Below are 23,118 nucleotides of genomic sequence, written 5' to 3' on the forward strand. Positions count from 1 at the left end.
ACAGCGCAAGGAACGCGCCAGATGCTCGCCAACGGTGCCGTGCTTGTGTTGTCCGAGCCGCCGCATAGGCTCAAGAGCACCGGCACGGCTCAGGGTCGGGTGCATTGATCAGGAGGTAACCGTGGTCCGCTTCATTCACACCAGTGACTGGCAGCTGGGCATGACCCGCCACTACCTGGACGCAGATGCACAGGCCCGGTTCACAGGGGACCGTATCCGCACTGTTCGCAGCATCTTGGAGCTGGCTCGCCGCCGTGAGTGCGCGTTCGTGGTGGTGGCTGGGGATGTTTTTGAGCATCCCAACCTGGGGCGGCAGGACATTGGACGCGCTCTGGAGGCCATGGGATCCCAGGACATTCCGGTGTATCTCCTGCCCGGCAACCATGACCCTCTGGGCACGGGATCGCTCTGGAGCTCGCCCGCCGTGGCTGACCGGTTGCCCACCAACGTGACCGTACTGGACCGAACCGGCATCTGGCCCGTGTCTGACGGGGTGGAACTGGTGGCAGCCCCGTGGCACTCCAAGCGCCCGGACGCGGACCCGGTTGCCGGTTGTCTGGACGGGCTGAGGCCACATGACACCGTACGGATCGTGGTGGGCCACGGCATGTTGGAGGAACTTGAGCCGGACAAAACGTCCCCCGTTCGCATCCGGCGTCAGCCCCTGGATGCCGCCCTTGCGGATGGCACCATCCACTACGTGGCTCTGGGCGACCGCCACATCCGGTGGCCGCAGGACTCCCCCGGCGCCATCCAGTACTCGGGTACCCACGAATCCACCAGTTTCCGGGAGACCGGCCGCGGCCAGGTGCTGGAAGTGGATCTGGACCCGGGTACCACACCGTCCGTCACAGCACATGAGGTGGGTCAGTGGCAGCACGTGGTGGTGCGCCGTGAACTCAACGGCGTCCAAGACTTGGATTCCCTGGCCCGTGACCTGGATGCCATGGACCCCAAGGAGAACACCATTGTGCGCACCGCGTTCACGGGTTCCCTGACCGTCTCCGAACACGCTCGGTTGGACCAACTCTTGGATGACCGCACTCCCCTGTTCGCCTCCCTCCAGCCGTGGCTCCGCCACACACACCTTGCGGTGGTCCCTGACGACGACGAACTCGCGCAGATCCAGTGGGGTGGTTACATCCAGGCCGCGTTGGAAGAACTGAAAACCCGTGCAGAGGTGTCTGGGCACGAGGCCCACACCAACACAACCCGTGACTCAGACCCCGACCTGTGGGCGGATGAGGTTCCAGCTGAGGATGATCTGCCGCCGGAGCCCACTCCACCTGAAGGGCACCAGAGCGCCCAGGACGCGTTGCGGTTGTTGATCAGATTCGCCGGAGGGGTGAAATCGTGAAACTGCACCGCATCCAGGTGATCAACTTCAAGGGTGTGACTCAGCAGGAGATTGAGTTTCCCTCCCAGGGAGTGACTGTCCTTGAGGGCCAGAACGAATCCGGAAAGTCCTCCGTGATCCAAGCTCTGGATCTGCTTCTGGAGGAGAGGCACACCGCCAAGACCAAGGCCACGCGTGCTGCCCGCCCGGAAGGGCGTGACGTGGGTGTGTCCGTGGAGGCAGAGCTGACCCTGGACGGCCAGCGCCTGCTCTACCGCAAAAGGTGGTGGAAGGAGGCCGGAGCCGAACTGCAGTTCCTGGCGGGTCCCCGCTCAGGCCACAGCCTCACTGGGCGTGAGGCTCACGACGCCGTCACGGAGCTGATGAATCGCAGCGACCCCGCCCTCTGGCGTGCCCTGCGGCTTCTGCAGACGGGGCAGCATTCCCAGGACTTCAAGGCTTCCGCTGGGTTACGCCGGGCATTGGAGGCCGGGGGAACTGCGGTGGATGATGATTCTGCAGCGCTGACCGTACTGGAAGCCGCCCGGCTGGAACGCTCCAAGTACTTCACCGACACCGGCAAGGAAAAGACGGAAACCACCGCCTTGCGCCGTGACCACCAGGACGCCCTGATCGGTCATCAGTCTGCGCAAGCGGCCTTGGACACCATTGCGCGTGCCGTGGATTCTTATGACCGTGCCGTCGCAGAGGCCACCACCGCACGGGACACCTTGGCCCGAGCCCGCCAAGATTTGGCGGACGCTGAAGCGACAGCAACAGCGGTGCACACGTTGCAGGCAGAACGGCAGCAAGCACAACAGGCACACCAGCACGCCACATCTCATGCCCAGGGCGCCGCCCAGGATCACCAAAAACGCACACGCTTGGTCCAAGAGGTGCAGGCCAGCCAACTCCAGCGCGACCAGCTGGAGGCATCAGTGGCCCAACGGCAGTTGACAACCCAGGCCAGTCAAGATGCAGCCCACCATGCACGTTCCGCCTTGACGCAGGCCCGTGGTGAACTACGGCTCGCGCGGACCACTGACCGGGACGCACAGGCTGCAGAACGCCGCGCCGCAGACATGTCACGTTTGGCCGACCTCACAGCAGTTGTGGCGCAACTGGATGAACTTCAGTCGGAGGGTGCAGCGCTGGCTACCCAACAGGTCACGGCCATCACTGCTGAACAGGTCGAATCCTTGGAGACCGCCCAGCGTGCCGTGGAACTCGCGCAGTCCCAACTGGATGCCGGCTCCGCGCAACTGACCGTCAGTGCCCTGGCGCCGGGCGTGCAGGTGGAGTGGGACGGTACAACCACTGCACTGGATCCAGACCAATCACGGCAGCAGCCTGTCACGGAACCAGTGACCCTTGAGCTCGCCCACCAACTGCGGATCGTGGTGGAACCGGAGGACGGGCTCCAGCAGCGCCAGGCCAAGGTTCGTACAGCGCAGGACACCCTCGATTCCTTGCTGGCCACCACGGACGTGGACTCTGTCCAACACGCGCGGGAAGCCCTGCGGCTGGCACAACAGCACGCAACACACCGTGAGTCCTTGGACGAACGCAAGGCCTTGATTCTGCGTGGACGCACCGAGCACGCGGTCAGGGAGGAGACCAGCGCCTTGGCCGCGGCGCTGGAGGCCGCCGGTGCCACAGGTGTATCGGCCAGCAGCGCCGCCGGTGCTGCAGCGGAGTCTGAACACCGGCCCACTGCTGATCAGCTGCGCGCGGCGGTGGAAGCCGCGAGCGCGCAACTGGAATCAGCCCAGGATGCCACCGCACGGTGTGAACAGGCGTTGCAGCAGTCAGAGGCCCAGGAGCACAAGGATCAGCTGGCGTTGACGCAGGTGCGCACGGAGCTGGCCAACTCTGAACAAGTTCACACCTCGGCTCTTGATCGCCTTTCGGAAGCACGCTCCATGATTTCGGATGACGATCTGGTGCAGGCACGATCGGAAGCTGACCAGCATCTGACTGAGGCCACCGCCAACCTTGAGCGTCTGAACGCTGCCTGGACCTCCAGCGATGCCGACAACGTGCTCCAGTTGGCGCGCGGCAGTCGGACCCGGGTGGACAACGCCCAGAAACGCCTGGATGAGGCCCGCGCTCAGCAGTCCCGAGCCGAAGGAACGTTGGAGGGTCTCAATCGTGACGCCGTTCAACGTGAGTACGACTCCACCCGGACCCGGGTCCTGACCAGTGCCGAGGAACTGACCACTCACTTGCGCCGCGCCGCAGCGGCCAAGCTCCTGGCGGACACCCTGGAACGTCACCAGGCCGAGGCACACCGGCGATACAACGCACCGTTTCGCCGGCAACTCGAGTTGCTGGGCCAGAGAGTGTTCGGCTCCACCTTTCAGGTGGAGCTCTCCGATGACCTGACAGTCACCCGCCGCCATCTCCACGGCACCTGGCTGGAAGTGGACGCGTTGTCAACGGGCGCCCAGGAGCAGTTGGAGGTCTTGGTTCGGCTGGCCATCGCATCCCTGGTGGACCCAGAGGACGGCGTACCCGTGGTGTTGGATGACACGCTGGGGCACACCGACCCCCGCCGTCTGATCAGTTTGGCTGGAGCACTTGAAACCGTGGGCTCATCCGCCCAGGTGATCGTGCTGACGGCCACCCCTGATCGATTTGGTGCTCTGAGCGCGGCCAAAACCGTCAGGATTCAGGAATCGCCGTGAGTCCTGCCCGAGCTCAGGGCTGGCACAGTCCTGCCCTGCGCACAGGGCAGACACAATGGGCTGGTGATCAACTCAGTTCTGCAAGGTGCCGATCTGGTGCTCGGAAAGAGCAGCCTTGGCTTCGTCGTTGTTGCCGTGCTGGCCGGCAAACGCATCAGTGGCATCCGTACCGCACAGCTGGGTGATGGCCCGCTGGCCACCGGGGTGTTGAGCCACCCAGTCGGTCAGGTCATAAACGTTGTTGTCCACCGCAGCCCAGCAGTCTGACTCGGTGGAGTGCTCCTGGACCGTGGCCAGGGAGTAGGTCTCACCTGATGCCGTGGTGGAGGTGGCGGATGCGGCGTCTCCGGCGGCTGCACCTTCGGCTCCCTCATCTGATTCCTGGCCGGACTCCTCGCCTTCGTCGTCGTCGGAGTTCTGGGAGGAGGTCGCGCTGGTGGCTGAGGCCCCCATGGTGCCGCCCCAGGCGGCCTGGGCGCCGGAATGCCCGGTGAGCACGGAGAGCACAATCACGGCCACGGACAGCAGCGCGGTGATGAACCCGACCACCGTGGCAGCGCCTCGTCCTGGCCCCCGGTGGGTCTGCGGATTGCGTTCACCGGCATCAGCGCGCTTGGAGAGGAACAGCCACAGGGCAGCCATGCCAAAGAAGATGGCCGAGACCACCATGAGCCAGTCGGCCCACTGCGCATGCGTTTCCGGCTCCCCCACCACACCGGCCAGGGCCTCACCGGATTCCTTGGACACGAATGTGGCCACCACCCCCACAAACGCCACGATCACGGCCAGACCCAGGAAACGACGTCGTACCGCGGGAATGAAAGCGGCCAGCAGCAGAACCAGGGCAGCCAGCGGCAGCAGGACCACGGCAAAGTGCACCACCAGCGGGTGCAGGGGCAGATCTCCCACGGTGGAAAAGACGTTGGATTCAAGCGGCATCTGAATGTGCATCCCGCACATGCTAGGGCAGCTGATGACACATCAATAACCAAATGGCATGCCCCGGAGCATTCCCCCAAGAGATTCAGATTAATGAGGTGAGGGTTGCCTGACCTGCAGATTCGGACGTAGAGCCGTCCGTCACAGCCCACGGGAGTAAGTTTTGGTGCCATGAACACCCACCAGCCGGAGCATCCATTCGGTGTCAGCCATTGGGCCACCACGCGGGATGGTCGATCGCTGCACTACATGCTGCGAACACCGGACCCGCAGTCTGCCCACCGTGGCCCCGCGAATCCCGTGACCGTGGTTTTTGAATCCGGGATGGGTTTTTCCCGCAACACGTGGGGCTTGGTCAGCCCGGCCGTCCGCGGGTGTGCGCGGACCGTGGTGTATGACCGTGCGGGTTTGGGCCACAGCCAGGATTCCTCACGACGACGAACCCTGGGCCAATTGGCAGATGACCTCAGTGACGTGCTGACCGCCCTCGGCCCGGGCCAGTACCTACTGGTGGGGCACAGCTGGGGCGGCCCGATCCTGAGGACCCTGGCCGCGCGCGATGATCACCGCCTGGTGGGTTTGGTGCTAGTGGATCAAAGTGACGAACACTGGGCCACGGACATCCGGCCCGATCCGGTGTGGCAGCGCACGCTCATGCACTGGATTCTCCCGGTCTTGGCCGCCACCGGGGTCTACCGCGCATTCGGGTCCCGGCTCTCCCCGGGCCGCCATCAGCCTCCTGCCGTGGCCAAAGACCACGCACGCGAGGACTTCACCTTGCGTGCGGCCCGAGCTCTGGTGCTGGAGGACCGCCCCTACACCCAGCAGATGCAGCTCCTCCACGGGCGTTCCCCTCAACTGGGTGACTACCCCGTGGTGGTGATCTCCGGAACCAGGACCACCCGGATTCCGGTCCTGGGCCGGCTGCGCAAAAAGCTCAATCAAGCCCACCAGAGAACGGCAGCATCAGCACCCAACGGCACCTATGTGGAAGCACCCGCTTCCCTGCACCACGTGATGTTCACGGGCCCGCAGGTGATCATCGATCAGATCCACCAGATCCTGGGCGTCCATCAGTCGTAGTGCACATCAACTGACCGCTCCAGGGCAGGCTTTGCCCGGTCAGGGTCGCACAAGATGAGGGTCTTGCCAGGCCGACGGACCGTAGATCACGTGTGCCCGCCGCATGACCTCCACCACGTCGATCTGACGGGCGCCACAGCTGATGGGCAGGGCATGGACCTCATCTCCTGAGGCGGAATCCGTCCTGCGCATGGCCTCCATACGTTCACCGAACCTGCGCCGTGACGTCAGCTCGGCCTCCGGGGTCAAGGTGTAGCAGGCCAGCATCGTTGATGCCGACGGCCTGAAAACCCCGATCCACCGAATCCAGATTTCATTGACGTCCATCCACCGCACCATGGGCATGGTTCTCCTGCCGGCGGAGGTACGTGTTTCCTGGAAAAAACCACCCTGGGTGATCACCAAGCGGTGTCTGGTCCGCGTCTTGAGCACCGCAGGTTCGCAGGCCATACAGGAAGCGGTCGCAATGACCAGTGCCAGCCACAGGGCGGGTTCCCGGGTGGCGGTTTGGAATCCGCCGGAACCGATCACAACGGCCACCACAAGTGCTCCAAAAAGTACCGCGACCATCACCAGCAGAATCAGCGTGAAGAATTGCCGGTGGCGCGTGGCACCGAAGGACACCCGCCCACCACGTTCCAGCTGGTCCATGGCCTGTTCCACCACGCGGGCGTCACTGCGCGGCGCTGGAAATCGGCGTACCCGCGGACGTCTGCCACCACGGCGGCCCGGCGCCTGGCGACCTCCCGCGCCGAGACTTTTTTCATCAGGCGGACGGCCGGGGAGGAGTCGGTCATGCCTGCGATCTGGACTTCGTAGCCCATCACCCCCACCAGCCGAAAGGGAGGTCCCTGGGTGCTCAGCTGGGCAATGTGTTCGACGGCGCAGCGGGCATGCCCCGGTGTCCGCAACGGCGAGCGCCGGGCGCCCAGATGAGCAGGACCCACGCGTAGGGAACAGTCCATGTCCAGGCACAGGCGAATGGTGGTACTGCGCCCCCGGCGTGTGGCTGTTGGGCCACGCCAGCTGATCCGGGTGGTCCACCATGAGTGTGATGGCATGGGCCAGATCAGGGTCTGCGGCCAGTTCCTTCAGCGCGGTGCGCTGGGCCGTCGGGTAGGCCACCACGACGTCGTCGCTCACCCCGGTGCGTACCAAGTGAATGGCCTCGGCCAGGGAGTAGGCCAGGATGCCGTGGAAGCCGGGGCGTTGCAGGACCCGGCGCAGAATTGCGGTGCAGCGTACCGATTTGCTGGCCACGCGGATGGGCACGGACCCTGCGCGGCGTACCAGGTCATCCGCATTGGAGTCCAAGGCATCCAGGTCCACCACAGCCACGGGTGCATCTGATGCGCGCTGTGGCGATGTTGCCGAGTCCGGGTGGTCCAGGGCGCGATCGAGTGCACTGTCCAGGCGGGCAAAGAACTCCGCCTGCGGGATCATGGTTTGTGGGGGCACACCAATCTCCTGAGCAGCGTCATCAACTAGGGCGCGTGATGGGGCCCACACGGCGGGTCCAAACACCAAAATAACGCCGAGTAACCAACTGGACCCACACCTTCATGGCAACTGATGGTGAACCGTGTCCAAACCCAACCAAGCGGCCATGCGCCGCAAGTGACTTTCCAAGGATTCGGCCGCAGCCCGTGGGGCATCTGGTTCCCAGGTGCAGCGCTGAAGCAACAGAATCTTGGCCTGGCGATCCGCTTTGAGATCCACCCGGGCCACCAAACGGTCCCCGTAGAGGAAGGGCAACACGTAGTACCCGTGCACACGCTTGTGAGCGGGCGTGTAGATCTCCAACCGGTAGCGCATGCCGAACAGGGCCTGAGTCCGCTCTCGCTGCCAGATCAAGGAATCAAAGGGGCTCAGCAGCGCTTCCACATGTGCTTTGCGGGGGCGGCGTGCCGTGGCGTCCAGGTAGAGGGGGCCCTTCCAGCCATCGACTTCCACGGGCTCCACTTCACCGTCAGCCACCAACTGTCCCAAGGCCACAGCGGATTCTGCTGCGCCCAGCCGGAAGTAGTCCCGGAAACAGGCCGCGCTGCCAATGCCGTGGGCCCGGACCGAGGCTTTCATCAACTGGTAATGAGCTTCCTGGCTGCCCAGGCCTTGGCCCGTGGGCAGGATCTGACGTGCAACCACGTAACGACGCTCAAACTGTGCCGTCCGCCCTGCACTGGTGATTTCCCCGGCCCAGAACAGGTATTCCAGTGCGGTTTTGACTGCTCCCCAGTTCCACCCCCAGTGCTCCCGGGCCGATGGGAGGTCCACTGCCATGGCTGCATCCAGCTCCTTGGCCGTGATGGGACCCCGCAATCGTGTTTCCTCCAGGACGGCCTGCACCAGTTCCGGCTGGTCCTGGTGGATTCGGCGCATGCTGCCCCAGGCCTGGTCCTTGGCGCGGTCCATGCGGAAGGTCAACAGCGGCCAGGTCTCAGCTTTGATCAAGCTGGCTTCATGCGCCCAGTACTCCACCAGGCTCCGCGGCGAACGGTCCCGCATGCGATCCAAGCGCTCGGTGTCATACGGACCCAGCCGGGAGTAGAACGGCAGGTAGTGGCTACGGGAGAGCACGTTGACGGAGTCGATCTGCACCACTTTGACCCGGTCCATGACCCGGTTGAGATGGCGGGCAGTCACCGACCCCGGTGCGGGTTGTGGATCCAGAAACCCTTGAGCCGCCAGGGCGATTCTGCGCGCTGCCGGGAGTGACAATCGCGGCAATCCGCGCTGATCCACCAAAGGCTGGGTCACAGCTGCCCCTGTTCTGCGAGTCTTGTTATCAGGCCCCGTTGGCCCCCGGACATCACGTGTGCATGGGCAACCCCTGCCACCGGGCGTAGCGCTCTGACCGCTTTCCGTGCCGTGACAACACACCACGTCAGTTCCACCACCGTGTGGGTGGTGGACTCATCACCGTAAATCACCCGCCACAGACCGTGTCCTTGCAGGTCCCCCGTGACGTCAATGTGTGCCATTCAGGGATGCTCGACGTCGCAGATGTGGATGGTGAACCTCAAGCGATAACCCACGGGGCTGACCACCTGAACCTGAGCCCTGGTGCCTGCACCATGCGGCACATTGCCTGAGTCCAGCACCGTCACATTCGTGACCCCGGGCCACCATTGCGGCCATGCACCCACGTCAGCCAGGACCTCCCAGACGCGGGCGGCTGATGCCGGCAGCTGCCAGCGAGTCTGGAAGTGAAAGGGGCGCGACTGTCCCGGTGCGGGTTGGGTGTGAGTGTGTGGCATGTGTTCACCCACCCTATGGCGCCGGAACCGCGGGGAGGAACAGGCAGGGGCACGACGCCGTCGACGTCGTGCCCCTGCCTGGTGAGCTACTGTCCCCCGGCTTCAGTAGGTCCTTCAGTAGGTCCCGAAGTTCTGGGTGGCGTAGACGTATCCGTTGCTCGATTCAGCCAGGCTGAAGCCAATGGAGTTGAGCTCCGGGTTCATGATGTTGGCGTGGTGACCGGGGCTGTTCATCCAGAAGTTGTAGAAGTACTGGGCAGTCTCCTGGACGGACTTGCCGGAGGTGACGTCATAGGAAACGTTCTCCGCCATGTTGGTGGAGCCGGTGGCCAACGTCTGATCAATGAACGTGGGGCTGTGGCTTGCTGCGTTGTTGGCCGCCATCTGCTGTGACCACCCGCTGGCAATCCCCGTCAGGTCGGCGTTGCTGCTCAGCGGAGACAGACCCGCTTCCGCACGGGCCTGGTTGAGCATGCCCAGCATCTCCTGCGCCACCTGGTCAGAGAACGACGACGACGCCGCATCTCCACCCTCGGTCGCAGTGGACTGCGTGGTGACGGTGGACGCGTCAGCGCCAGAGGGAGCCTGGGCATCAGTGGGAGTCTGCGCGCCGTTGGAAGCCTGTTCCCCAACGGAGGTCTGGGCAGAGCCGCTGTCCTGCTGAAGGGAGGAGGAGAAGCTCGAGGAAGGAGCGTGGCCTTCGGAGCCGAAGCAGTCGGCGGCGGAGGCAGGGGCAGCAGCTGCGCCAGCCAGTGCCAGGACGGCTGCAGTGGTTACCAGGGTCTTCTTCATGGCGAGTTCCTTCGCGATTCACGGTGGACACCGGCAGTGCCCAGACTCGGCACGTTGCCAAGACGCGGAAGAACGTACGGATGCTCGAAGCCCTGAATCAACCCAGATCAGCGCCGCTGCGTTACCAAACCGTGATTTTTTCGTTATCTGAACGTTATCTGAACGCAGACTTTGAGGCCCCGTTGCCCACCATGGCGCGGATCGTCGGGCGTTCACCGGCCAGCAGGCGCTGATTCCTGGGAAAACACCTTGAAATGTTGACGCATCACGAAAATTGAGGATTTCCGGGAGGCCCGCTGAACGCCACCCCGACGCCAGCTGACCGGTGAGCGCGCCGCGATGCGCCACGTGGACCTCCCGCTCAGACAGTTATCCACAGGTGCCACAAGACTGATGCCGTGGTTGCACCGTGGGACGCAGCATGGAGACATGAGCTTCAACGACCTCCCTGAAAACTGGACCTTGCTTCCGCTGGACACACCTGGCCTGGCGGCCGACGTCGTCGATCTGGTTCTGACCATCGCCGATCGTCACCAGAACTGCCTGCTGGTGGAGATGTGCAATGCCGACGGCATTGGCTACCCCTCCCCCATCAAAGTTCCGCACCTGCACTGGACCTGCAGTGCCGGCGAGCGGGAGGAGATCATGACCTCGCTGGCCCAGGTGGCTGCGCAGTTCCCTCAACCGGCACCCAACGTTCTGCTGGCACTGTCCTCACCCCACCCGCTGCCAGAAACCGTGGTGGACGCGTGGCACTCCACGGCTCAATCCGCCCTGAGTGACGTGAACTGCCAGCTCCTGGGCTTCTACACCAGCACCCCGCAGGAGGTGGTGGAGGTCTCCGCCTGAAGTTTCGCAACCCTTCCCAAGTCAGACCAAGGGCCGGTGCACCTCACGGTGCACCGGCCCTTGAATGGAGGGGGAAGTGACTCAGGCGTCGTTCTCCGTGGTTTCAACCGGGCGCGCGCCGAGTTCGTCGTCAAGACGCAACAGGCCGGCACCGTCGTCGCCAACACGCCCCAGTCGACCGACGATCTCACTGACCGTGGCCTCTTCCTCGATCTGTTCATCCAGGAACCAGTTGAGCAGCGGACGGGCATCCAGGTCACCGGCCGACTCGCAAGCCCGGTACAGGTTGCGAATGGACTCGGAGACCTTTTGTTCATGAGAGAGGGCTGCCTGGAAGATCTGCACCGCCGTGGGAGATTCCGGAACCTCCGGGGCAGCAATGGCACCGATGTGGGGGTGGCCATCACGGTCCGTGACGTGATCAATGAACTTGTTGGCGTGCACGATTTCCTCATCCGCCTGATGGCGCAGCCACGCCGCCATGCCCACAAGGTCCTGCACGTCAGCCTCAACGGCCAACTGGCGGTACACCAAGGAGGCCTCGAACTCCATGGTGATCTGATCGTTGAACTGGGTCTCTAGCTCAGGTGTCAGCTTCATGCCTTCACCCTATCCAACGGTGCTCCATCACCCCAGGGATGGTGCCTGGGTGTTGGGTCGGTAGCTGCTGGGGTAGTGCAAAGCGGGGAGAGAACCGTACTGACGGTGCACCACGTTGTTGTCCAAGTCGCTGTTGTCCCACAGCGTCCACCGGTTGACCAACGGCTCCGTCCGACCCCAGGTCGACGGTCGATTAGCCATCAGGAGGGCGTTATGCGGGTTGTCGTCCTCAGTTTCGCCCGCTGAAGAAGGTGTGCGCTGGGCAATTTCCAAGGTGTACTGCCAGGACCCTCTCACGCCGCCGCGATCCGGCCAGTTGGTCTGGAAATCCGCAGAACCCGGGGACGTGAAACCCGCAGGAAGGGTGATGGTTTGTGTCCACGCCTGCATGACGCGAGTGCCGGTCTGGGCAACCCCGCCCCGATAAGCAGTGACTGTGGAGCGAACGGGCCCGCCCAGCGTCAACAAGGGGTCATTGACCTGCAGGGTTGGTCCAACACTCACTGCGGACAACGCCTTGTAGACCTCGTATGCGCGCAAGGTGATCACCAGACCGGAGGTGGGGCGAGCTTCCGTACCCACCCACCCCAAACGGAACACATCGCTGCCTGCTGCAGCCCCGAGGTGGTGGTGAGGGTCTGCCACAGAGCCAGGTCCATGACTTGAGAAGCGGCGTAGGCCGCTGCTGCGGTGGCCACGGCAATGATGGGCACGGCCCAGACGGCACCGTTGAGGACGGTTCTGCGATTCAGCGCTTCCACGAGCAGGTCCATTCATTTGCAATCAAAGTCATGGAACAGTCAGACACATTTCACGAATCGAATCAATTCCTCAGCAAGGTGTGTTTGCACACCTCCTTCGTGGCTTCCGGGGACGCATCGCCTGCAACTTGACCGTCACAGCTCCTTCTTGCCGAGTCGACCCTGGGAAGATGGTGGTACCGGATTCCCTGACTAATACCCCGCTGGGGCGGGTGGAACGGGAGTTCAATGACGGTAGGCAGCCACCGGGAGGAACACAGTGACCGCAACTCACGCGACGGCCTACGACGTCGTCCGCCAATACCTGGGTGCCCAAGTTGAGGCCATCAGGTCACGGGAGAACGCCGTCAAGGACAATGCCCCTGATGCCGTGCACAAAACCCGCGTGGCCACCCGCCGCCTGCGCAGCACGCTGCGTACTTTCCGCCCACTCTTCCATGCCGAATCCACCGAACCGCTGCGAGCCGAGCTGAAGTGGTACGCGGAGATGCTCGGTGGACCACGTGACGCCGAGGTGCTCAAGCAGCGGCTGACAGAAGCCTTGAGCGCATTGCCGCCAGACGCCGTCGTGGGCCCGGTGGGCGCGCGACTCTCTGCAGAATTGGACGCGCGCCACGCCCTGACCCACGCCGAACTGGTGCAGGTCATGGGCACGGCCCGGTATCGAGATCTGACGAAAGCCCTGGAGAATCTGACCCAGACTTCACCGCTGCGGTCACAGACCCACCATTCAATGACGGAGGTTCTGAACCCCTTGCTGACCGAGGCCACGCAGAGGGCTGCACGACGGTGGGAAGCAGCCCAGGCGGCCTCCGGGAAGGAACACACCGAGTTGGCCCATGAGGCCCGCAAGAAAGCCAAAGCCGCGCGCTACGCCTTTGAGGCGGTGGCGGAGTTCGATCCGTCCTACAAGGACGCTGCCCAGGCATGGGAACAGGTCACTGAGGCCCTGGGAACGGCACAGGATTCCGTGGTGACGCGCGAACGCCTCCACGAGTTGCGCACTGCCGCTGATTGCGCCGGAGAACCAACGTTCACCTACGGGGTCCTGCATGGACTGGAACTGAATCAGCAGGAAGGCGCCCACAACCGCGGCGGGGAAGCAATACAGCACGCGTTGACGGTGTCCAGCCAGTGACCCTCACTTCATGAGGCTGAAACCAAGCGTCCGAGACCCATAATGAATGCTCAATGGTCAACACTGGAGAAAATGAGAGTCATGTTCAGCATTGATGAATCATCACCTGTCCCGCCATTCGATCAGATCAAGCAGCAGATCATCTCCGGTAGAGTGACCGGCGAACTGGCTGCAGGTCATCACCTTCCGCCCGTCAGGGGTCTTGCCCAGGATCTTGGCGTGGCACCCAACACCGTGGCACGGGCTTACAAGGAGCTCGAGGCTGCAGCGGTCATCGAAACCAGGGGACGCAACGGGTCATTCGTGACCGGCACGGAGGAATCCGCTGACAAGGCAGCAACTCATGCCGCGGAAGAATTCGTGGTGGCCATGCGCGGACTCAAGATCTCCGATCAACGGGTGCGCGAATTGATTGACAAAGCAATCACGACCGTGAGTTGATCCGGCCCACCCCGGTCGATACTCTCGCAATCGTGTCTAACGAATTTCATCAAACTTTCGGAGTGTCACGCCGAACCGTTGCCCGCGGACTTGCCTGGTCAGTTCCCACCATTGCCGTGGCAGCGGCGGCACCCGCCCATGCAGCTTCCTCATGCATTCCCACACTGCGCTCCAGCGGCGGCTTGACGTACACCTGAGGAACGCTGGGCTCCTCATCCACAACGCAGAACATGACGGTTGGTGCGCAGACCTACGTGGACAACCTGCCCGCAGGTGTCACTGTCACCAGCGTCACCTATCGGTGGTGGATCGCCAACCGAATCGGTCAGACTTCGACTGGACCTGGCGCCTTCTGGGTGGGCAACTCGTCCTCCAGCCGCTCCAGACAGAACTTTGACGCCATGCCCTACACCTCCGGGACAGGCACGGCCTGGCGGAACACCGTCAGCAACACCGCCAATCTGGTCAACCAGACTTATCCGGACGGCGTCACCCGGCAGTCCTGGGACCTGAATTTCTCGTGGACCGCCGGGACCAACAACACCAGCGGAACGTACACAACTGACGCTCAAGGATGCCGGGACTTCACCACGGGCCCATCCGGTCGGTTCGACGTTGCCTACAGCGGAGTGGTGGCACCGAGCTCTTGCCCCACACCCAGTGCAACCATCCCGAACTTCAACACCATTGTGGTCACGCTTTCCAACGGTGAGACGTTGACTGAAACATCGGCCAGCGACGGCGAGTCAACCTGCCGTTGACAATGGCTCAGAGCGAGTCACTCCCCTGTGCCAGGTCGCATTCATCCCGGTTGCGCTGCACCACACCCGACCTGGGCGATGCCGATGAGTGGGCGTCACACTTGATGCACCCCAGCACGTCGACGGCCTCCTGTACCATTTCCTGTACAGGAGGCCTCAATGAAGACCATGAGTTACACGGAATCGCGCGCCAATTACGCACGCGTTTTGGACCAGGTCACGGAAGACCGCCAAGCCGTCGTCATCACGCGCTCCGGCCACGAACCCGTGGTGATCGTGTCCCAGGCCGATTACGACTCACTGGTGGAAACCGCGCATTTGATGCGGTCCCCGGCCAATGCCCGCAGACTTCTGGATGCCATGGAGCGTCTGGAGCACGGGCAAGGCCATGAGCACGCCCTTGTGGACCACGACTGAACATGGCTCTCATCTGGGACCGTAATGCCTGGGACGATTACCTGTGGTGGGAGGCCCAGGACCGCAGAGTCCTGAAACGGATCAATCAGCTCATCAAGGACATTCAGCGCAACGGCAATGAAGGAATCGGCAAACCAGAGGCCCTCAAGCATGACTTTGCCGAGTTCCGGTCACGGCGGATCACCGATGAACACCGCCTGGTGTACAAGGCGGCCGACCAGGACATTCTCATCGCGGCGTGCCGGTACCGCTACGGGTAGTTGACCTCTGCCTCACAATCCTTGGCGCACGGATACGGCCAGCGGCCGCAAGAGACGACCCACCAGATCAGCCAAGTCGGTGGAGTCCGTGTACATCTCACCGGCCCGCAAGGAGGCGTCGTTCTGGGTTATGAAGGCAGCCATGCCGCCATCAACTCCGGTTGCTTCCAGATGGGCGGCAAAGTCGTCGTCGTTCAGCGCGCGGTGAGTGATGCTTTGTCCGGATGTCGCAGAGAGTTCACGGGCGAACTCATTCATGGTGAACGCCGTGCCGCCGAGTTCATAAATGCGGTTTTCCGAGCCACCTGACGCCAGGACCACGGCGGCCGCAGCAGCCAAATCAGCACGGGCAGCACCGGAAATCTGCGCTTCCCCAACAGCGTCAACAATCTCCCCCGTGGCCAGGTGCTGGGGAATCAGGCGCGTGAACAGCTCGTGGTACCAGGCATTGCGCAGGATGGCGAACGGAATACCCGAGGCTTGAATGAGCTGTTCGGTGGCGTGGTGCTCCGGAGCCAGCGGATTGTTGGTGGTGTCCGCATTGAGGATTGAGGTGTAGGAGATGTGGCCCACGCCAGCCTCTACGGCGGCATCGATCACTGTCTTGTGGGATTGGCTGGCACCGGGCCCTGACCCGGAGACCACCAGCAGGCGATCCACACCATCCAGGGCCTCACGCCAACCAGCAGGGCTTGCGTAATCGGCCTGGCGGACCTGGACCCCACGATCCGCAAGGTCGGTCACTTTGGCGGGGTCACGCACGACAGCCACGATCTGGTCAGCAGAAACCCCGCCTGTCAGGAGTTCTTCAACTGTCAATCGGCCAAGATTTCTGGAAGCACCGGTAAGTCCGATGGTCAAGGGGAGCCCCTCATTTCAAAGTTGATCCGGACCCTTTGGTCCGTTTCAGGTGAGACTAGCAGAAACGGAACGGTCGGTCCACATCAGGTAATCTGTGATCATGACGACGACGCCCACCCCCACCCGGAAAGACGCCGCCCGAAATCGTTCACTCCTGCTGGCAGCGGCAGAAGACTTGTTTCGCGATGCCGGACTCGATGTGACGCTGAAAGACGTGGCCCGGCACGCCGGCGTCGGCGTGGGTACCGTGTACCGCCACTTCCCCACCAAGGACGACCTGGTGGCCGCACTGTTCGCCCAACAGTTGGAAGCCGAGATCGAGCGCGCTCGCAAAAGTGTTGAGGCCGGAGATTCCTGGGAGGCACTGGTTGATTACTTGAAGGAGAGCATGCGCCTACAGTCCTCCAACAGGGGCCTGCGAGCACTCATGTGCCCGGCAGGATCCGTGTTCGACTCCGTGCGCGAGTGCAAGGCAGTGGTGAACCCACTGATTGATCAGTTGGTGAAGTCAGCACATGCTCAGGGCACGTTGCGCCCTGACTGCACTTCGCGGGACATCGCCCTGTTGCAGGTGGGCCTTGTGGGCATCATGGACGCGACCCCGGAGGACCCAAATGCCTACCGGCGGCATTTGGCGCTGTTCCTGGACGGTGTCCGGGTGTGATGCGGTCACGCTGGCCCGCTTCCGCCCACTGTGCGGGTGGTCAGGTCCCCAGCTCCGGCATCGGGGCGTGATCGCTGACGCCCCCCGCGCCAGTCAGGCGCCTGGTGCCAACTGGGCCACGTAGGGCAGGTTGCGCAGCTTGTCCTGCCACGGCAGACCGAAACCCACCAGCATGTCATCGCTGTCCATCTGATGCGCAAAATACTGACGGACCGGGATCTCCACCCGCCCAGGTTTGACGAACAACGTTGCCACCGAGATTGACGCTGGATCGAACTCTTTCAGGTGTTCCACCAGGCGCTTCATGGTCCCACCGGACTCGATGGCATCATCCACCACAATGACGTCGCGCCCCTGGATCGGCACATTCTGGTAGTACACAATCGGCGAGGCGTTGGTGCGCTCCCCAGGCGTGTGAGGACACGAGATCCAATCCATGGCCACGTCAAAGTTCAGCTGCCGCACCAGCTCACCGATGTTCTCACTCATTGCCCATCTCCCAATCGTTCACAGCGGAGCACCTTTGCGCGGACAACGTTATCTGCCGACCACACCATGCGTTGGGCTGTAACGCACGTGCACGGTGCCGTCGTCGAAAATCCGGTGATCCGTCAATTTCAGCTCCAGGCGGGCATCCTGTGGGAGTGCAGGTAGGCCACCGCCCAGGACTTTGGGCACGATGAAGAATTCAAAAACCTCCACAACGCCCGCACGAATGGCGGGTGCCGCGGTGGTGGGGCCGAAAATTTCGACGACGCCGGACGCCTCCCTGGCAATCTCCACGATTCGGTCCACGGTGAGCGCCGGAACAAGGGCGTCATGGGTGGATGCCAGTTGCTCCGATGTCAGGGTTGACGAGGCAGCAAAGGTGTTGATGTTCCGCCACAGCTTGGCGAACTCCTGCTCGGCCGATGACCACTGTTCGTCAGAGGGCTCCGAGTGCCAGTAGCGCATGAGCTCGTAGGTCTTGCGGCCCAGAATCTCCGTGGACACGTGACGCATTCGCTCCAGGTGCGCGGCAAACACCGCCTCGCTGGGAGCACTCCACTGGAAGTCTCCCGAGGGATCGGCCACGTAACCGTCCAGGGAAACGGTGGTTGCATAGGTCAAAGTACCCACAGATCATCTCTTTCCTACGTCTGGTGCAACGTATTTCTGGCGCCGTGTCCAGGCTAGTCGCCGCCACGTTCGGCGACCCAGACAAGGCCGAGGCCTCGACTCCCCCGACTGGGCTGGCCACCTCTCAGAATCGGTGGGTCGATCTGCATGGCGCCTGCACCACATCACCCGTGGGTCCGTGAGTGGCACCGCAGTTACTCCGGGCTCGGCAGTCCCGCCCTTCCCCCGTTGCTGACGCGCTCGACATCAAACGTGAAGCCGTATCCGCGCAGCCGTTCCACCACATTGGTACCCAGAGCTGTGGCAGGCGTCAGAACCCCGGCTCGCTGCGGCAGGTCCACTTCGTCCTGGGCCAGAGCCAGTGCGGATTCGCCGAGCATGATCGCCGTCCCGTTGTAACCCGGGTCGTAGTCGGCCGCCACTCGAGTGCGGTAGCGGGCACCGGTGGTCGTTGTTGCGTCAATCTGCAGCGCGAATCGCCCATTGTCCAGATTCTCTTGGGACGGACCGGAGCCGGGCTTGGGCAGCACCCGGCCCATCAAGGCGCGCGTGGGTTTCCACCACATTCCAGCCGCCAAGCCTCCCAGCGCAACGGCTGTGGTGGCCGCGCGAGCGGCTCCGATCACGCCTTGACCCGTGTCGAACAATTCCTGGTAGCGGAGGCTGCGGCCATAAGACCATCCGGTGAGAGCGTTGCTGCGTCGGACAACCCTTGTGTTGTAGCTGGCCATCACGAACGGGGCAGTCCACCGCCCCGTTCGACCGTTCCGCTGGACCGGGACCTGTTCCACCAGGGCGCCCAGCCGACCCCGGGGCCGCCCACGCTGAGGAATGGCGGACCCGGTTGGCTCTTTCTTCCTGTCCGGTGACAAGGCGTAGGGGTCGCCCACCATCCTTCGGATCTGCGGGTCCTGGGACATCTGCCGGATCTGCTCGCGCATGGAGTCGATGGTGCCGCCGCTGACTCCCCCACGCATGGATCGCACGTGCAAAGTGGTGTCTCCCAGCGTGCCTTCACCGTCCTCGGCCACGCGCGCGGCTGTCACCAGCACCCCTAGGTCCGAAGGCAAGGAGTCGAATCCGCAGGAGGTCACCAGGCGAGCTCCGGCGACCACGGCCGCCTCATGGTGGCGGTCAATCGCATCTCGAACGAACAGAACCTCACCGGTCAAATCGCAGTAGTGCGTTCCAGTCTCAGCGCACGCGCCCACCAGCGGCAGCCCGTACTTGACGTACGGCCCCACGGTGGAGATCACCACTCGCGTGCGGCGCGCCATGACCAGAAGGCCGTCCTGGTCACCGGCATCAACGACGACGGTGGGCCAGGTTGCCGCGGAGGGCGGCAGGTCCGCTCGGACAGCCTCCAGGCGGTCCTTGCTGCGCCCCGCGATGGCGACGCGCAGGTGGGCGGGTGCATGCCGGGCCAGGTGGGCTGCAGTCAGTTTGCCCACAAAGCCGGTGACACCGAAAACGATCAGGTCGAACTCACGTTCACTCATTCCTCGACTGTAGCCGCTGGGGCCTCAGGCACCCTTGCTTCCGGGCGCAGAAGGGGGTCAGACGAGCCTGCTCAGGGTCTCCCCAACTGGTCTGTAAAGCACCCTCGATCCACGTCGCTCATGCGCTCACGGACTGCACCTTGCCGGTGAGGCCATGTGGGTCCAGCACGAACTTCTTGGCCACGCCGGAGTCAAAGTTTGCGTACCCTTCCGGCGCAACATCCAAGCTGATGGCCGCGGCGTTGACGGCATCGGCAATGTGGACCTTGTCGTGGAGGATCGCCTCCATCAGCGGACGGTGGTAGCGCATCACGGGGCACTGACCAGTGGTGAACGACAACGACTTTGCCCACCCCAGACCCAGGCGAAGGGACAGCGAACCTTCCTTGGCGGCGTCGTCAATTCCCCCGGGGTCCCCCGTGACGTACAGGCCCGGAATACCCAAGGACCCTCCGGCCTTGGTCACGTTCATCAGCGAATTCAGCACCGTGGCGGGGGCCTCCTTGGCATCGTGGCCGTGTCCGCGGGCCTCGAACCCGACGGCGTCCACACCACAGTCGACTTCCTCGACCCCCAGGATTTTCGCGATGCCCTCGCGCGGATCCTGAGCGGAAACGTCAACGGTTTCGCATCCGAAGGCTTCCGCAGCCTTGAGCCGCTCCGCATTCAGATCCGCAACAATCACGACGGCGGCGCCCAGCAACTGCGCTCCAACTGCAGCCGCAAGACCCACCGGGCCGGCGCCGGCAATGTAGACCGAAGATCCGGGCCCCACCCCAGCCGTCACAGCACCGTGGTATCCGGTGGGGAAGATGTCCGAGAGCATGGTCAGATCCATGATCTTGTCCATGGCCTGGTCCTTGTCCGGGAACCGCAGCAGGTTCCAATCGGCGTAGGGCACCAGCACGTATTCGGCCTGGCCACCCACCCAGCCGCCCATGTCCACGTACCCGTAGGCGCTACCCGGGCGATCAGGGTTGACGTTGAGGCAGATCTCCGTGCGCCCCTTCTTGCAGTTCACACACCGTCCGCAGGAGATGTTGAACGGGACGGAGCACAAGTCCCCCACTTGGATGAATTCGACGCCGGGGCCGGTCTCCACCACTTCGCCAGTGATCTCATGCCCCAGCACCAGCCCCTCCGGTGCGGTGGTTCGACCGCGGACCATGTGTTGGTCCGACCCGCAGATGTTGGTGGTCACCACCTTCAAGATGGCCGCGTGCGGCAGGGGCCGCCCCACGTTGTCCGGGTGGACACCGGGCCCGTCCTTGAGTTCAAAAGTGGGGTAGTCAATGTCAACCACCTCCACCTTGCCGGGACCCTTGTACGCGACTGCACGGTTGGTTGACATGAGGACCTCCCTGTCCGCGGGGCAGGAATGCCTTGGGTGGCAAGAGCAGCCCCAGTGGTCATCATGCTGAGTGATGCAGACCACAGTCGTCAAGGGTGGGTGATCGGTAGTGACTCCTGCGCCGATGGTGAGGGGTCCAACCGAGTCGATCAACCCAAGCTGACGCGACTCTCAGTACACAACCACGCCCCGTCCTTGCGTACGAATTGCTGCACACAGTGCAGGGGCCACGCCTGCCCGCTGCCGTCAGACCGGTAGCCCGTGATGATGTCACCCGTCAGCACGGCATGCTCCCCAGTGATTTCCACGGCCACCTGCTTTGCAATCACCTGGTGATAGACAAATTCCTGGCGGCGCATGCCTTCCAACCACTCATCTATGGGCTGGCGATAGCCAGTCATATGAATCAGAACGGCATCATCGGTGAAGCACTCCCGCAGAGCCTCCGTATCGGCTTCATCCATGGCGACCAGCTGTTGCTGCCAGTTCTTGAGGATTTCAGTGCGCGACTCAGTCATGGCGTCCTTCCCGTTAGGTCTCCGAGGTTCGGCGTCCTGGACCTCGCAGTATCATCCAGGAGGCGCCACCACAGTCGTCAGAAGTCACACTGGAGCAGATTGTTCTCGACCATCTCGTAGGCGGCAAGGTCCTCGGCGATCTCCAGCTCATACCGACTCTGCAGGTTGAGCCAGAACTGCGACTCCACTGCGTAGTGTTGACCCAGGATGCGCGCCGTGACTGCGGTTATCGCCCGCTTGCCCTGCACAAGTTCGTTAATCCAACGCGGAGAGATACCAATGGAATTGGCAAGCTCGTCCGGAGTCATAGCGGAACCCTTGAGAAAGTCCTCCAGCAGAACCTCCCCCGGGTGGATAGGCGCGTAGAGCTTGTTATTCATGTTGCACCTCAGTGGTAGTCCTCAATGATCACGTTCTCCGGGCCAGCGTCGGTCCACACGAAGCAGATCCGCCACTGGTCGTTAATCCGAATGTGTGTTGGCCCCGTCGGTCGCAGTCCAGCTGCTCCAAGCGGTTGCCCAGTGGGATCCTCAAGTCCTCAATGTCCCGAGCTGCACTGCCCGATCAACACGCTTGACTCACTGCTCTTGCCAAATGCGCTCGGTGCCCTTGCTGCCGAACGATCTGATCACGACAGGAGACTGTAACGACTCGCGTCGATAACGCTAGACCTTAAACCGGAACTCTGCGACATCTCCACGTGTGGGGCTATTTCTCAGGAGCGGCAATTTGTCCGGGATGAAAGAAGGAGGCCACAGGGCCCTGACAGGGCCAGCTTCGGTCAGGCCACCTGGACACGCTGGTCTCCCAGCACGTACTCGATTGCCAGGTCGCCACCGACCGCCTCGAGGTAGCTGCGGATCGTTCCGACTTTTGCATTATCAAGGTCGCCGTGCTCGATCTTGGAGACCTGGCGCTGTCCTACGCCAATGCGCTCCGCGAGCTGAGCCTGTGTCAGGCCAGCTTGCTCGCGCAGCTCACGGAGCCGGTACGCACGCACTTCGGCGAGCATCCGCTCCTTGTGTGCGTCAACGCGCTCCCGGTCCACGGGATGCTCGGCGACGAAGTCCTTCAGCGATAGAGCCATATCGCTCACTCTCCTCCTAGTTTTCGCAGGTGGTCATCAAGAATGTCGTCGGCCAACGGAATGTTCTTCTTGTACCAGCGTGTCCAATTGCCGGCCTTGTCGCCCGCGATCAACATGATCGCCGAGCGCTCCGGGTCGAAGGCGAACATGACGCGCAGCTCAGATCGGCCAGACGATCCCGGCCGGAGCTCCTTCATGTTGCGATGCCTTGACGACGACACCGTGTCGACGATCGGCCGACCGAGCTGAGGACCACGATCCTCGAGCAGCTCAATCGCGGCGACCACCTGCGCACGCGAATCTTCGTCCAGCGAAGTGAGCCATCCCGCAATCAGTTCGATGTCCACGCTCCACATGACGCAAGGTTAGACCATGCATGGTCTACGAGCAAGAGGTCGAGTTGACTCATCATGAATCTCCGCTTGTGCTGGGTCGTTGCCTCAGGGAGAACCTCCGCGTGAGCACCATCGACCATGGAGCTGACGATGAGTCAACGCAAGGCAGTGACGAAGAAGATGGCCCTGGCGTACCGGGGCTCGGACCGGGCGGGCAAGAGCCGGATCATGGATGAGTTGGTGGAACTAACCGGCTGGCGCTGCGACTACGCCCGGGCGGCGCTGCGCCAGGCCTGACTCGTGCCACTTGAGAGCTCCTGGCTGACTTGGCCGGTGTTGTCGCTGGTCAGAGTCCTGTGGCGG

29 protein-coding genes are annotated in these 23,118 nt (G+C 63.0%); 11 read left to right on the forward strand and 18 right to left on the reverse strand.

The window, feature by feature from the left end; all coding sequences use genetic code 11:
- Positions 1-121 precede the first annotated feature (121 nt).
- Positions 122-1,357, forward strand: coding sequence for a metallophosphoesterase family protein (locus tag GTW58_RS04785; protein ID WP_232818083.1), 1,236 nt, complete (start codon positions 122-124; stop codon positions 1,355-1,357).
- The gene (locus GTW58_RS04790; RefSeq protein ID WP_157980520.1) at positions 1,354-4,023 is read left to right on the forward strand and encodes an ATP-binding protein; all 2,670 of its coding nucleotides are present in this window, start codon (positions 1,354-1,356) and stop codon (positions 4,021-4,023) included. Before GTW58_RS04785 ends, GTW58_RS04790 begins: the two co-directional genes overlap by 4 nt.
- Positions 4,024-4,095: 72 nt before the next feature.
- Here GTW58_RS04790 and GTW58_RS14280 read toward each other — a convergent pair whose 3' ends face one another.
- The gene (locus tag GTW58_RS14280; RefSeq protein ID WP_157980521.1) at positions 4,096-4,962 is read right to left on the reverse strand and encodes a cytochrome b5 domain-containing protein; all 867 of its coding nucleotides are present in this window, start codon (positions 4,960-4,962) and stop codon (positions 4,096-4,098) included.
- A 171-nt stretch (positions 4,963-5,133) separates the two neighbouring features.
- Here GTW58_RS14280 and GTW58_RS04800 point away from each other — a divergent pair, with 171 nt between their 5' ends.
- A complete protein-coding gene (locus tag GTW58_RS04800) occupies positions 5,134-6,045 on the forward strand; it encodes an alpha/beta fold hydrolase (RefSeq protein ID WP_198673440.1) in 912 nt (303 codons plus the stop codon).
- A gap of 39 nt (positions 6,046-6,084) precedes the next feature.
- On the opposite strand, the gene GTW58_RS14285 is transcribed toward GTW58_RS04800, so the two are convergent.
- From GTW58_RS14285 to GTW58_RS04830, 5 genes are all read right to left on the reverse strand, one after another.
- Positions 6,085-7,503, reverse strand: coding sequence for a type III PLP-dependent enzyme domain-containing protein (locus GTW58_RS14285; protein ID WP_198673441.1), 1,419 nt, complete (start codon positions 7,501-7,503; stop codon positions 6,085-6,087).
- A gap of 102 nt (positions 7,504-7,605) precedes the next feature.
- Positions 7,606-8,802: a winged helix-turn-helix domain-containing protein gene (locus tag GTW58_RS04815; RefSeq protein ID WP_232818084.1), complete on the reverse strand. Its 1,197-nt coding sequence runs from the start codon at positions 8,800-8,802 to the stop codon at positions 7,606-7,608.
- Complete coding sequence (locus tag GTW58_RS04820; protein WP_119933311.1) at positions 8,799-9,026, reverse strand: SRPBCC family protein; 228 nt, start codon at positions 9,024-9,026, stop codon at positions 8,799-8,801. The genes GTW58_RS04815 and GTW58_RS04820 overlap by 4 nt, the downstream gene beginning before the upstream one ends.
- Positions 9,027-9,302 carry an SRPBCC family protein gene (locus GTW58_RS15085; RefSeq protein WP_119933312.1) on the reverse strand — a complete coding sequence of 92 codons (276 nt, stop codon included), beginning with the start codon at positions 9,300-9,302 and terminating at the stop codon, positions 9,027-9,029.
- A gap of 114 nt (positions 9,303-9,416) precedes the next feature.
- The gene (locus GTW58_RS04830) at positions 9,417-10,094 is read right to left on the reverse strand and encodes a CAP domain-containing protein (RefSeq protein WP_119933313.1); all 678 of its coding nucleotides are present in this window, start codon (positions 10,092-10,094) and stop codon (positions 9,417-9,419) included.
- A 429-nt stretch (positions 10,095-10,523) separates the two neighbouring features.
- Here GTW58_RS04830 and GTW58_RS04835 point away from each other — a divergent pair, with 429 nt between their 5' ends.
- Entirely contained in the window at positions 10,524-10,943 is a 420-nt protein-coding gene (locus tag GTW58_RS04835) for a hypothetical protein (RefSeq protein WP_119933314.1), read from the forward strand.
- Positions 10,944-11,024: 81 nt separating this feature from the next.
- Here the strand turns inward: GTW58_RS04835 and GTW58_RS04840 are convergent, their stop codons facing one another.
- From GTW58_RS04840 to GTW58_RS04850, 3 genes are read right to left on the reverse strand one after another with little or no spacing between them, the layout of a single operon-like run.
- Complete coding sequence (locus tag GTW58_RS04840) at positions 11,025-11,543, reverse strand: ferritin (protein WP_119933315.1); 519 nt, start codon at positions 11,541-11,543, stop codon at positions 11,025-11,027.
- A gap of 27 nt (positions 11,544-11,570) precedes the next feature.
- Positions 11,571-12,125 (reverse strand): hypothetical protein, encoded by a 555-nt coding sequence (locus GTW58_RS04845; RefSeq protein WP_119933316.1) that lies wholly within the window; start codon positions 12,123-12,125, stop codon positions 11,571-11,573.
- On the reverse strand, positions 12,089-12,304 hold the full coding sequence (locus GTW58_RS04850) for a hypothetical protein (protein WP_168023460.1): 216 nt from the start codon (positions 12,302-12,304) through the stop codon (positions 12,089-12,091). Before GTW58_RS04850 ends, GTW58_RS04845 begins: the two co-directional genes overlap by 37 nt.
- A gap of 259 nt (positions 12,305-12,563) precedes the next feature.
- On the opposite strand from GTW58_RS04850, the gene GTW58_RS04855 reads away from it, so the two are divergent.
- The 5 genes from GTW58_RS04855 (at position 12,564) to GTW58_RS04880 (ending at position 15,321) form a co-directional block, all read left to right on the forward strand.
- Positions 12,564-13,442, forward strand: a complete 879-nt coding sequence (locus GTW58_RS04855; RefSeq protein ID WP_119933318.1) for a CHAD domain-containing protein — start codon at positions 12,564-12,566, stop codon at positions 13,440-13,442.
- Between the two features lie 81 nt (positions 13,443-13,523).
- Positions 13,524-13,883, forward strand: coding sequence for a GntR family transcriptional regulator (locus GTW58_RS04860; RefSeq protein ID WP_119933319.1), 360 nt, complete (start codon positions 13,524-13,526; stop codon positions 13,881-13,883).
- A 230-nt stretch (positions 13,884-14,113) separates the two neighbouring features.
- The gene (locus tag GTW58_RS04870) at positions 14,114-14,644 is read left to right on the forward strand and encodes a hypothetical protein (RefSeq protein ID WP_119933321.1); all 531 of its coding nucleotides are present in this window, start codon (positions 14,114-14,116) and stop codon (positions 14,642-14,644) included.
- Positions 14,645-14,803: 159 nt separating this feature from the next.
- Positions 14,804-15,061 (forward strand): type II toxin-antitoxin system Phd/YefM family antitoxin, encoded by a 258-nt coding sequence (locus GTW58_RS04875; protein WP_047691920.1) that lies wholly within the window; start codon positions 14,804-14,806, stop codon positions 15,059-15,061.
- A gap of 2 nt (positions 15,062-15,063) precedes the next feature.
- Positions 15,064-15,321 carry a Txe/YoeB family addiction module toxin gene (locus GTW58_RS04880; protein WP_047691919.1) on the forward strand — a complete coding sequence of 86 codons (258 nt, stop codon included), beginning with the start codon at positions 15,064-15,066 and terminating at the stop codon, positions 15,319-15,321.
- Positions 15,322-15,333: 12 nt separating this feature from the next.
- On the opposite strand, the gene GTW58_RS04885 is transcribed toward GTW58_RS04880, so the two are convergent.
- A complete protein-coding gene (locus tag GTW58_RS04885) occupies positions 15,334-16,182 on the reverse strand; it encodes an NAD(P)H-binding protein (protein WP_119933322.1) in 849 nt (282 codons plus the stop codon).
- Between the two features lie 100 nt (positions 16,183-16,282).
- On the opposite strand from GTW58_RS04885, the gene GTW58_RS04890 reads away from it, so the two are divergent.
- A complete protein-coding gene (locus GTW58_RS04890; protein ID WP_157980523.1) occupies positions 16,283-16,846 on the forward strand; it encodes a TetR/AcrR family transcriptional regulator in 564 nt (187 codons plus the stop codon).
- Between the two features lie 93 nt (positions 16,847-16,939).
- On the opposite strand, the gene GTW58_RS04895 is transcribed toward GTW58_RS04890, so the two are convergent.
- The 8 genes from GTW58_RS04895 to GTW58_RS04935 form a co-directional block, all read right to left on the reverse strand.
- Complete coding sequence (locus tag GTW58_RS04895) at positions 16,940-17,335, reverse strand: phosphoribosyltransferase (protein ID WP_119933324.1); 396 nt, start codon at positions 17,333-17,335, stop codon at positions 16,940-16,942.
- Positions 17,336-17,383: 48 nt separating this feature from the next.
- Complete coding sequence (locus GTW58_RS04900) at positions 17,384-17,965, reverse strand: dihydrofolate reductase family protein (RefSeq protein ID WP_119933325.1); 582 nt, start codon at positions 17,963-17,965, stop codon at positions 17,384-17,386.
- A gap of 194 nt (positions 17,966-18,159) precedes the next feature.
- Positions 18,160-19,464, reverse strand: coding sequence for a saccharopine dehydrogenase family protein (locus tag GTW58_RS04905; RefSeq protein ID WP_119933326.1), 1,305 nt, complete (start codon positions 19,462-19,464; stop codon positions 18,160-18,162).
- A 118-nt stretch (positions 19,465-19,582) separates the two neighbouring features.
- Complete coding sequence (gene fdhA / locus GTW58_RS04910) at positions 19,583-20,815, reverse strand: formaldehyde dehydrogenase, glutathione-independent (RefSeq protein WP_119933327.1); 1,233 nt, start codon at positions 20,813-20,815, stop codon at positions 19,583-19,585.
- Between the two features lie 149 nt (positions 20,816-20,964).
- Positions 20,965-21,333, reverse strand: a complete 369-nt coding sequence (locus tag GTW58_RS04915) for a nuclear transport factor 2 family protein (RefSeq protein WP_119933328.1) — start codon at positions 21,331-21,333, stop codon at positions 20,965-20,967.
- 77 nt (positions 21,334-21,410) lie between these two features.
- Positions 21,411-21,713, reverse strand: a complete 303-nt coding sequence (locus GTW58_RS04920) for a HigA family addiction module antitoxin (protein ID WP_119933329.1) — start codon at positions 21,711-21,713, stop codon at positions 21,411-21,413.
- Between the two features lie 401 nt (positions 21,714-22,114).
- Positions 22,115-22,420, reverse strand: coding sequence for a helix-turn-helix domain-containing protein (locus tag GTW58_RS04930; protein WP_119933338.1), 306 nt, complete (start codon positions 22,418-22,420; stop codon positions 22,115-22,117).
- A gap of 5 nt (positions 22,421-22,425) precedes the next feature.
- Positions 22,426-22,776, reverse strand: a complete 351-nt coding sequence (locus GTW58_RS04935; RefSeq protein ID WP_119933330.1) for a type II toxin-antitoxin system RelE/ParE family toxin — start codon at positions 22,774-22,776, stop codon at positions 22,426-22,428.
- Between the two features lie 129 nt (positions 22,777-22,905).
- Between GTW58_RS04935 and GTW58_RS04940 the strand changes: the two genes are divergently transcribed.
- A complete protein-coding gene (locus tag GTW58_RS04940) occupies positions 22,906-23,052 on the forward strand; it encodes a hypothetical protein (protein WP_189587254.1) in 147 nt (48 codons plus the stop codon).
- The last annotated feature ends 66 nt before the right edge of the window (positions 23,053-23,118 follow it).

Origin of the sequence: Kocuria subflava (genome assembly GCF_012163155.1) — a bacterium.
Lineage (GTDB): Bacteria > Actinomycetota > Actinomycetes > Actinomycetales > Micrococcaceae > Kocuria > Kocuria subflava.

What these genes read in the sequence shown, in the direction of transcription:
- GTW58_RS14280 (WP_157980521.1), bottom strand. Translation starts at nt 4,962, where the DNA reads ATGCCGCTTGAATCCAACGTCTTTTCCACCGTGGGAGATCTGCCCCTG.
- GTW58_RS04800 (WP_198673440.1), top strand. Translation starts at nt 5,134, where the DNA reads ATGAACACCCACCAGCCGGAGCATCCATTCGGTGTCAGCCATTGGGCC.
- GTW58_RS04820 (WP_119933311.1), bottom strand. Translation starts at nt 9,026, where the DNA reads ATGGCACACATTGACGTCACGGGGGACCTGCAAGGACACGGTCTGTGG.
- GTW58_RS15085 (WP_119933312.1), bottom strand. Translation starts at nt 9,302, where the DNA reads ATGCCACACACTCACACCCAACCCGCACCGGGACAGTCGCGCCCCTTT.
- GTW58_RS04830 (WP_119933313.1), bottom strand. Translation starts at nt 10,094, where the DNA reads ATGAAGAAGACCCTGGTAACCACTGCAGCCGTCCTGGCACTGGCTGGC.
- GTW58_RS04835 (WP_119933314.1), top strand. Translation starts at nt 10,524, where the DNA reads ATGAGCTTCAACGACCTCCCTGAAAACTGGACCTTGCTTCCGCTGGAC.
- GTW58_RS04840 (WP_119933315.1), bottom strand. Translation starts at nt 11,543, where the DNA reads ATGAAGCTGACACCTGAGCTAGAGACCCAGTTCAACGATCAGATCACC.
- GTW58_RS04860 (WP_119933319.1), top strand. Translation starts at nt 13,524, where the DNA reads ATGTTCAGCATTGATGAATCATCACCTGTCCCGCCATTCGATCAGATC.
- GTW58_RS04870 (WP_119933321.1), top strand. Translation starts at nt 14,114, where the DNA reads ATGACGGTTGGTGCGCAGACCTACGTGGACAACCTGCCCGCAGGTGTC.
- GTW58_RS04875 (WP_047691920.1), top strand. Translation starts at nt 14,804, where the DNA reads ATGAAGACCATGAGTTACACGGAATCGCGCGCCAATTACGCACGCGTT.
- GTW58_RS04880 (WP_047691919.1), top strand. Translation starts at nt 15,064, where the DNA reads ATGGCTCTCATCTGGGACCGTAATGCCTGGGACGATTACCTGTGGTGG.
- GTW58_RS04890 (WP_157980523.1), top strand. Translation starts at nt 16,283, where the DNA reads ATGACGACGACGCCCACCCCCACCCGGAAAGACGCCGCCCGAAATCGT.
- GTW58_RS04895 (WP_119933324.1), bottom strand. Translation starts at nt 17,335, where the DNA reads ATGAGTGAGAACATCGGTGAGCTGGTGCGGCAGCTGAACTTTGACGTG.
- GTW58_RS04905 (WP_119933326.1), bottom strand. Translation starts at nt 19,464, where the DNA reads ATGAGTGAACGTGAGTTCGACCTGATCGTTTTCGGTGTCACCGGCTTT.
- fdhA (WP_119933327.1), bottom strand. Translation starts at nt 20,815, where the DNA reads ATGTCAACCAACCGTGCAGTCGCGTACAAGGGTCCCGGCAAGGTGGAG.
- GTW58_RS04915 (WP_119933328.1), bottom strand. Translation starts at nt 21,333, where the DNA reads ATGACTGAGTCGCGCACTGAAATCCTCAAGAACTGGCAGCAACAGCTG.
- GTW58_RS04920 (WP_119933329.1), bottom strand. Translation starts at nt 21,713, where the DNA reads ATGAATAACAAGCTCTACGCGCCTATCCACCCGGGGGAGGTTCTGCTG.
- GTW58_RS04930 (WP_119933338.1), bottom strand. Translation starts at nt 22,420, where the DNA reads ATGGCTCTATCGCTGAAGGACTTCGTCGCCGAGCATCCCGTGGACCGG.
- GTW58_RS04935 (WP_119933330.1), bottom strand. Translation starts at nt 22,776, where the DNA reads ATGTGGAGCGTGGACATCGAACTGATTGCGGGATGGCTCACTTCGCTG.
- GTW58_RS04940 (WP_189587254.1), top strand. Translation starts at nt 22,906, where the DNA reads ATGAGTCAACGCAAGGCAGTGACGAAGAAGATGGCCCTGGCGTACCGG.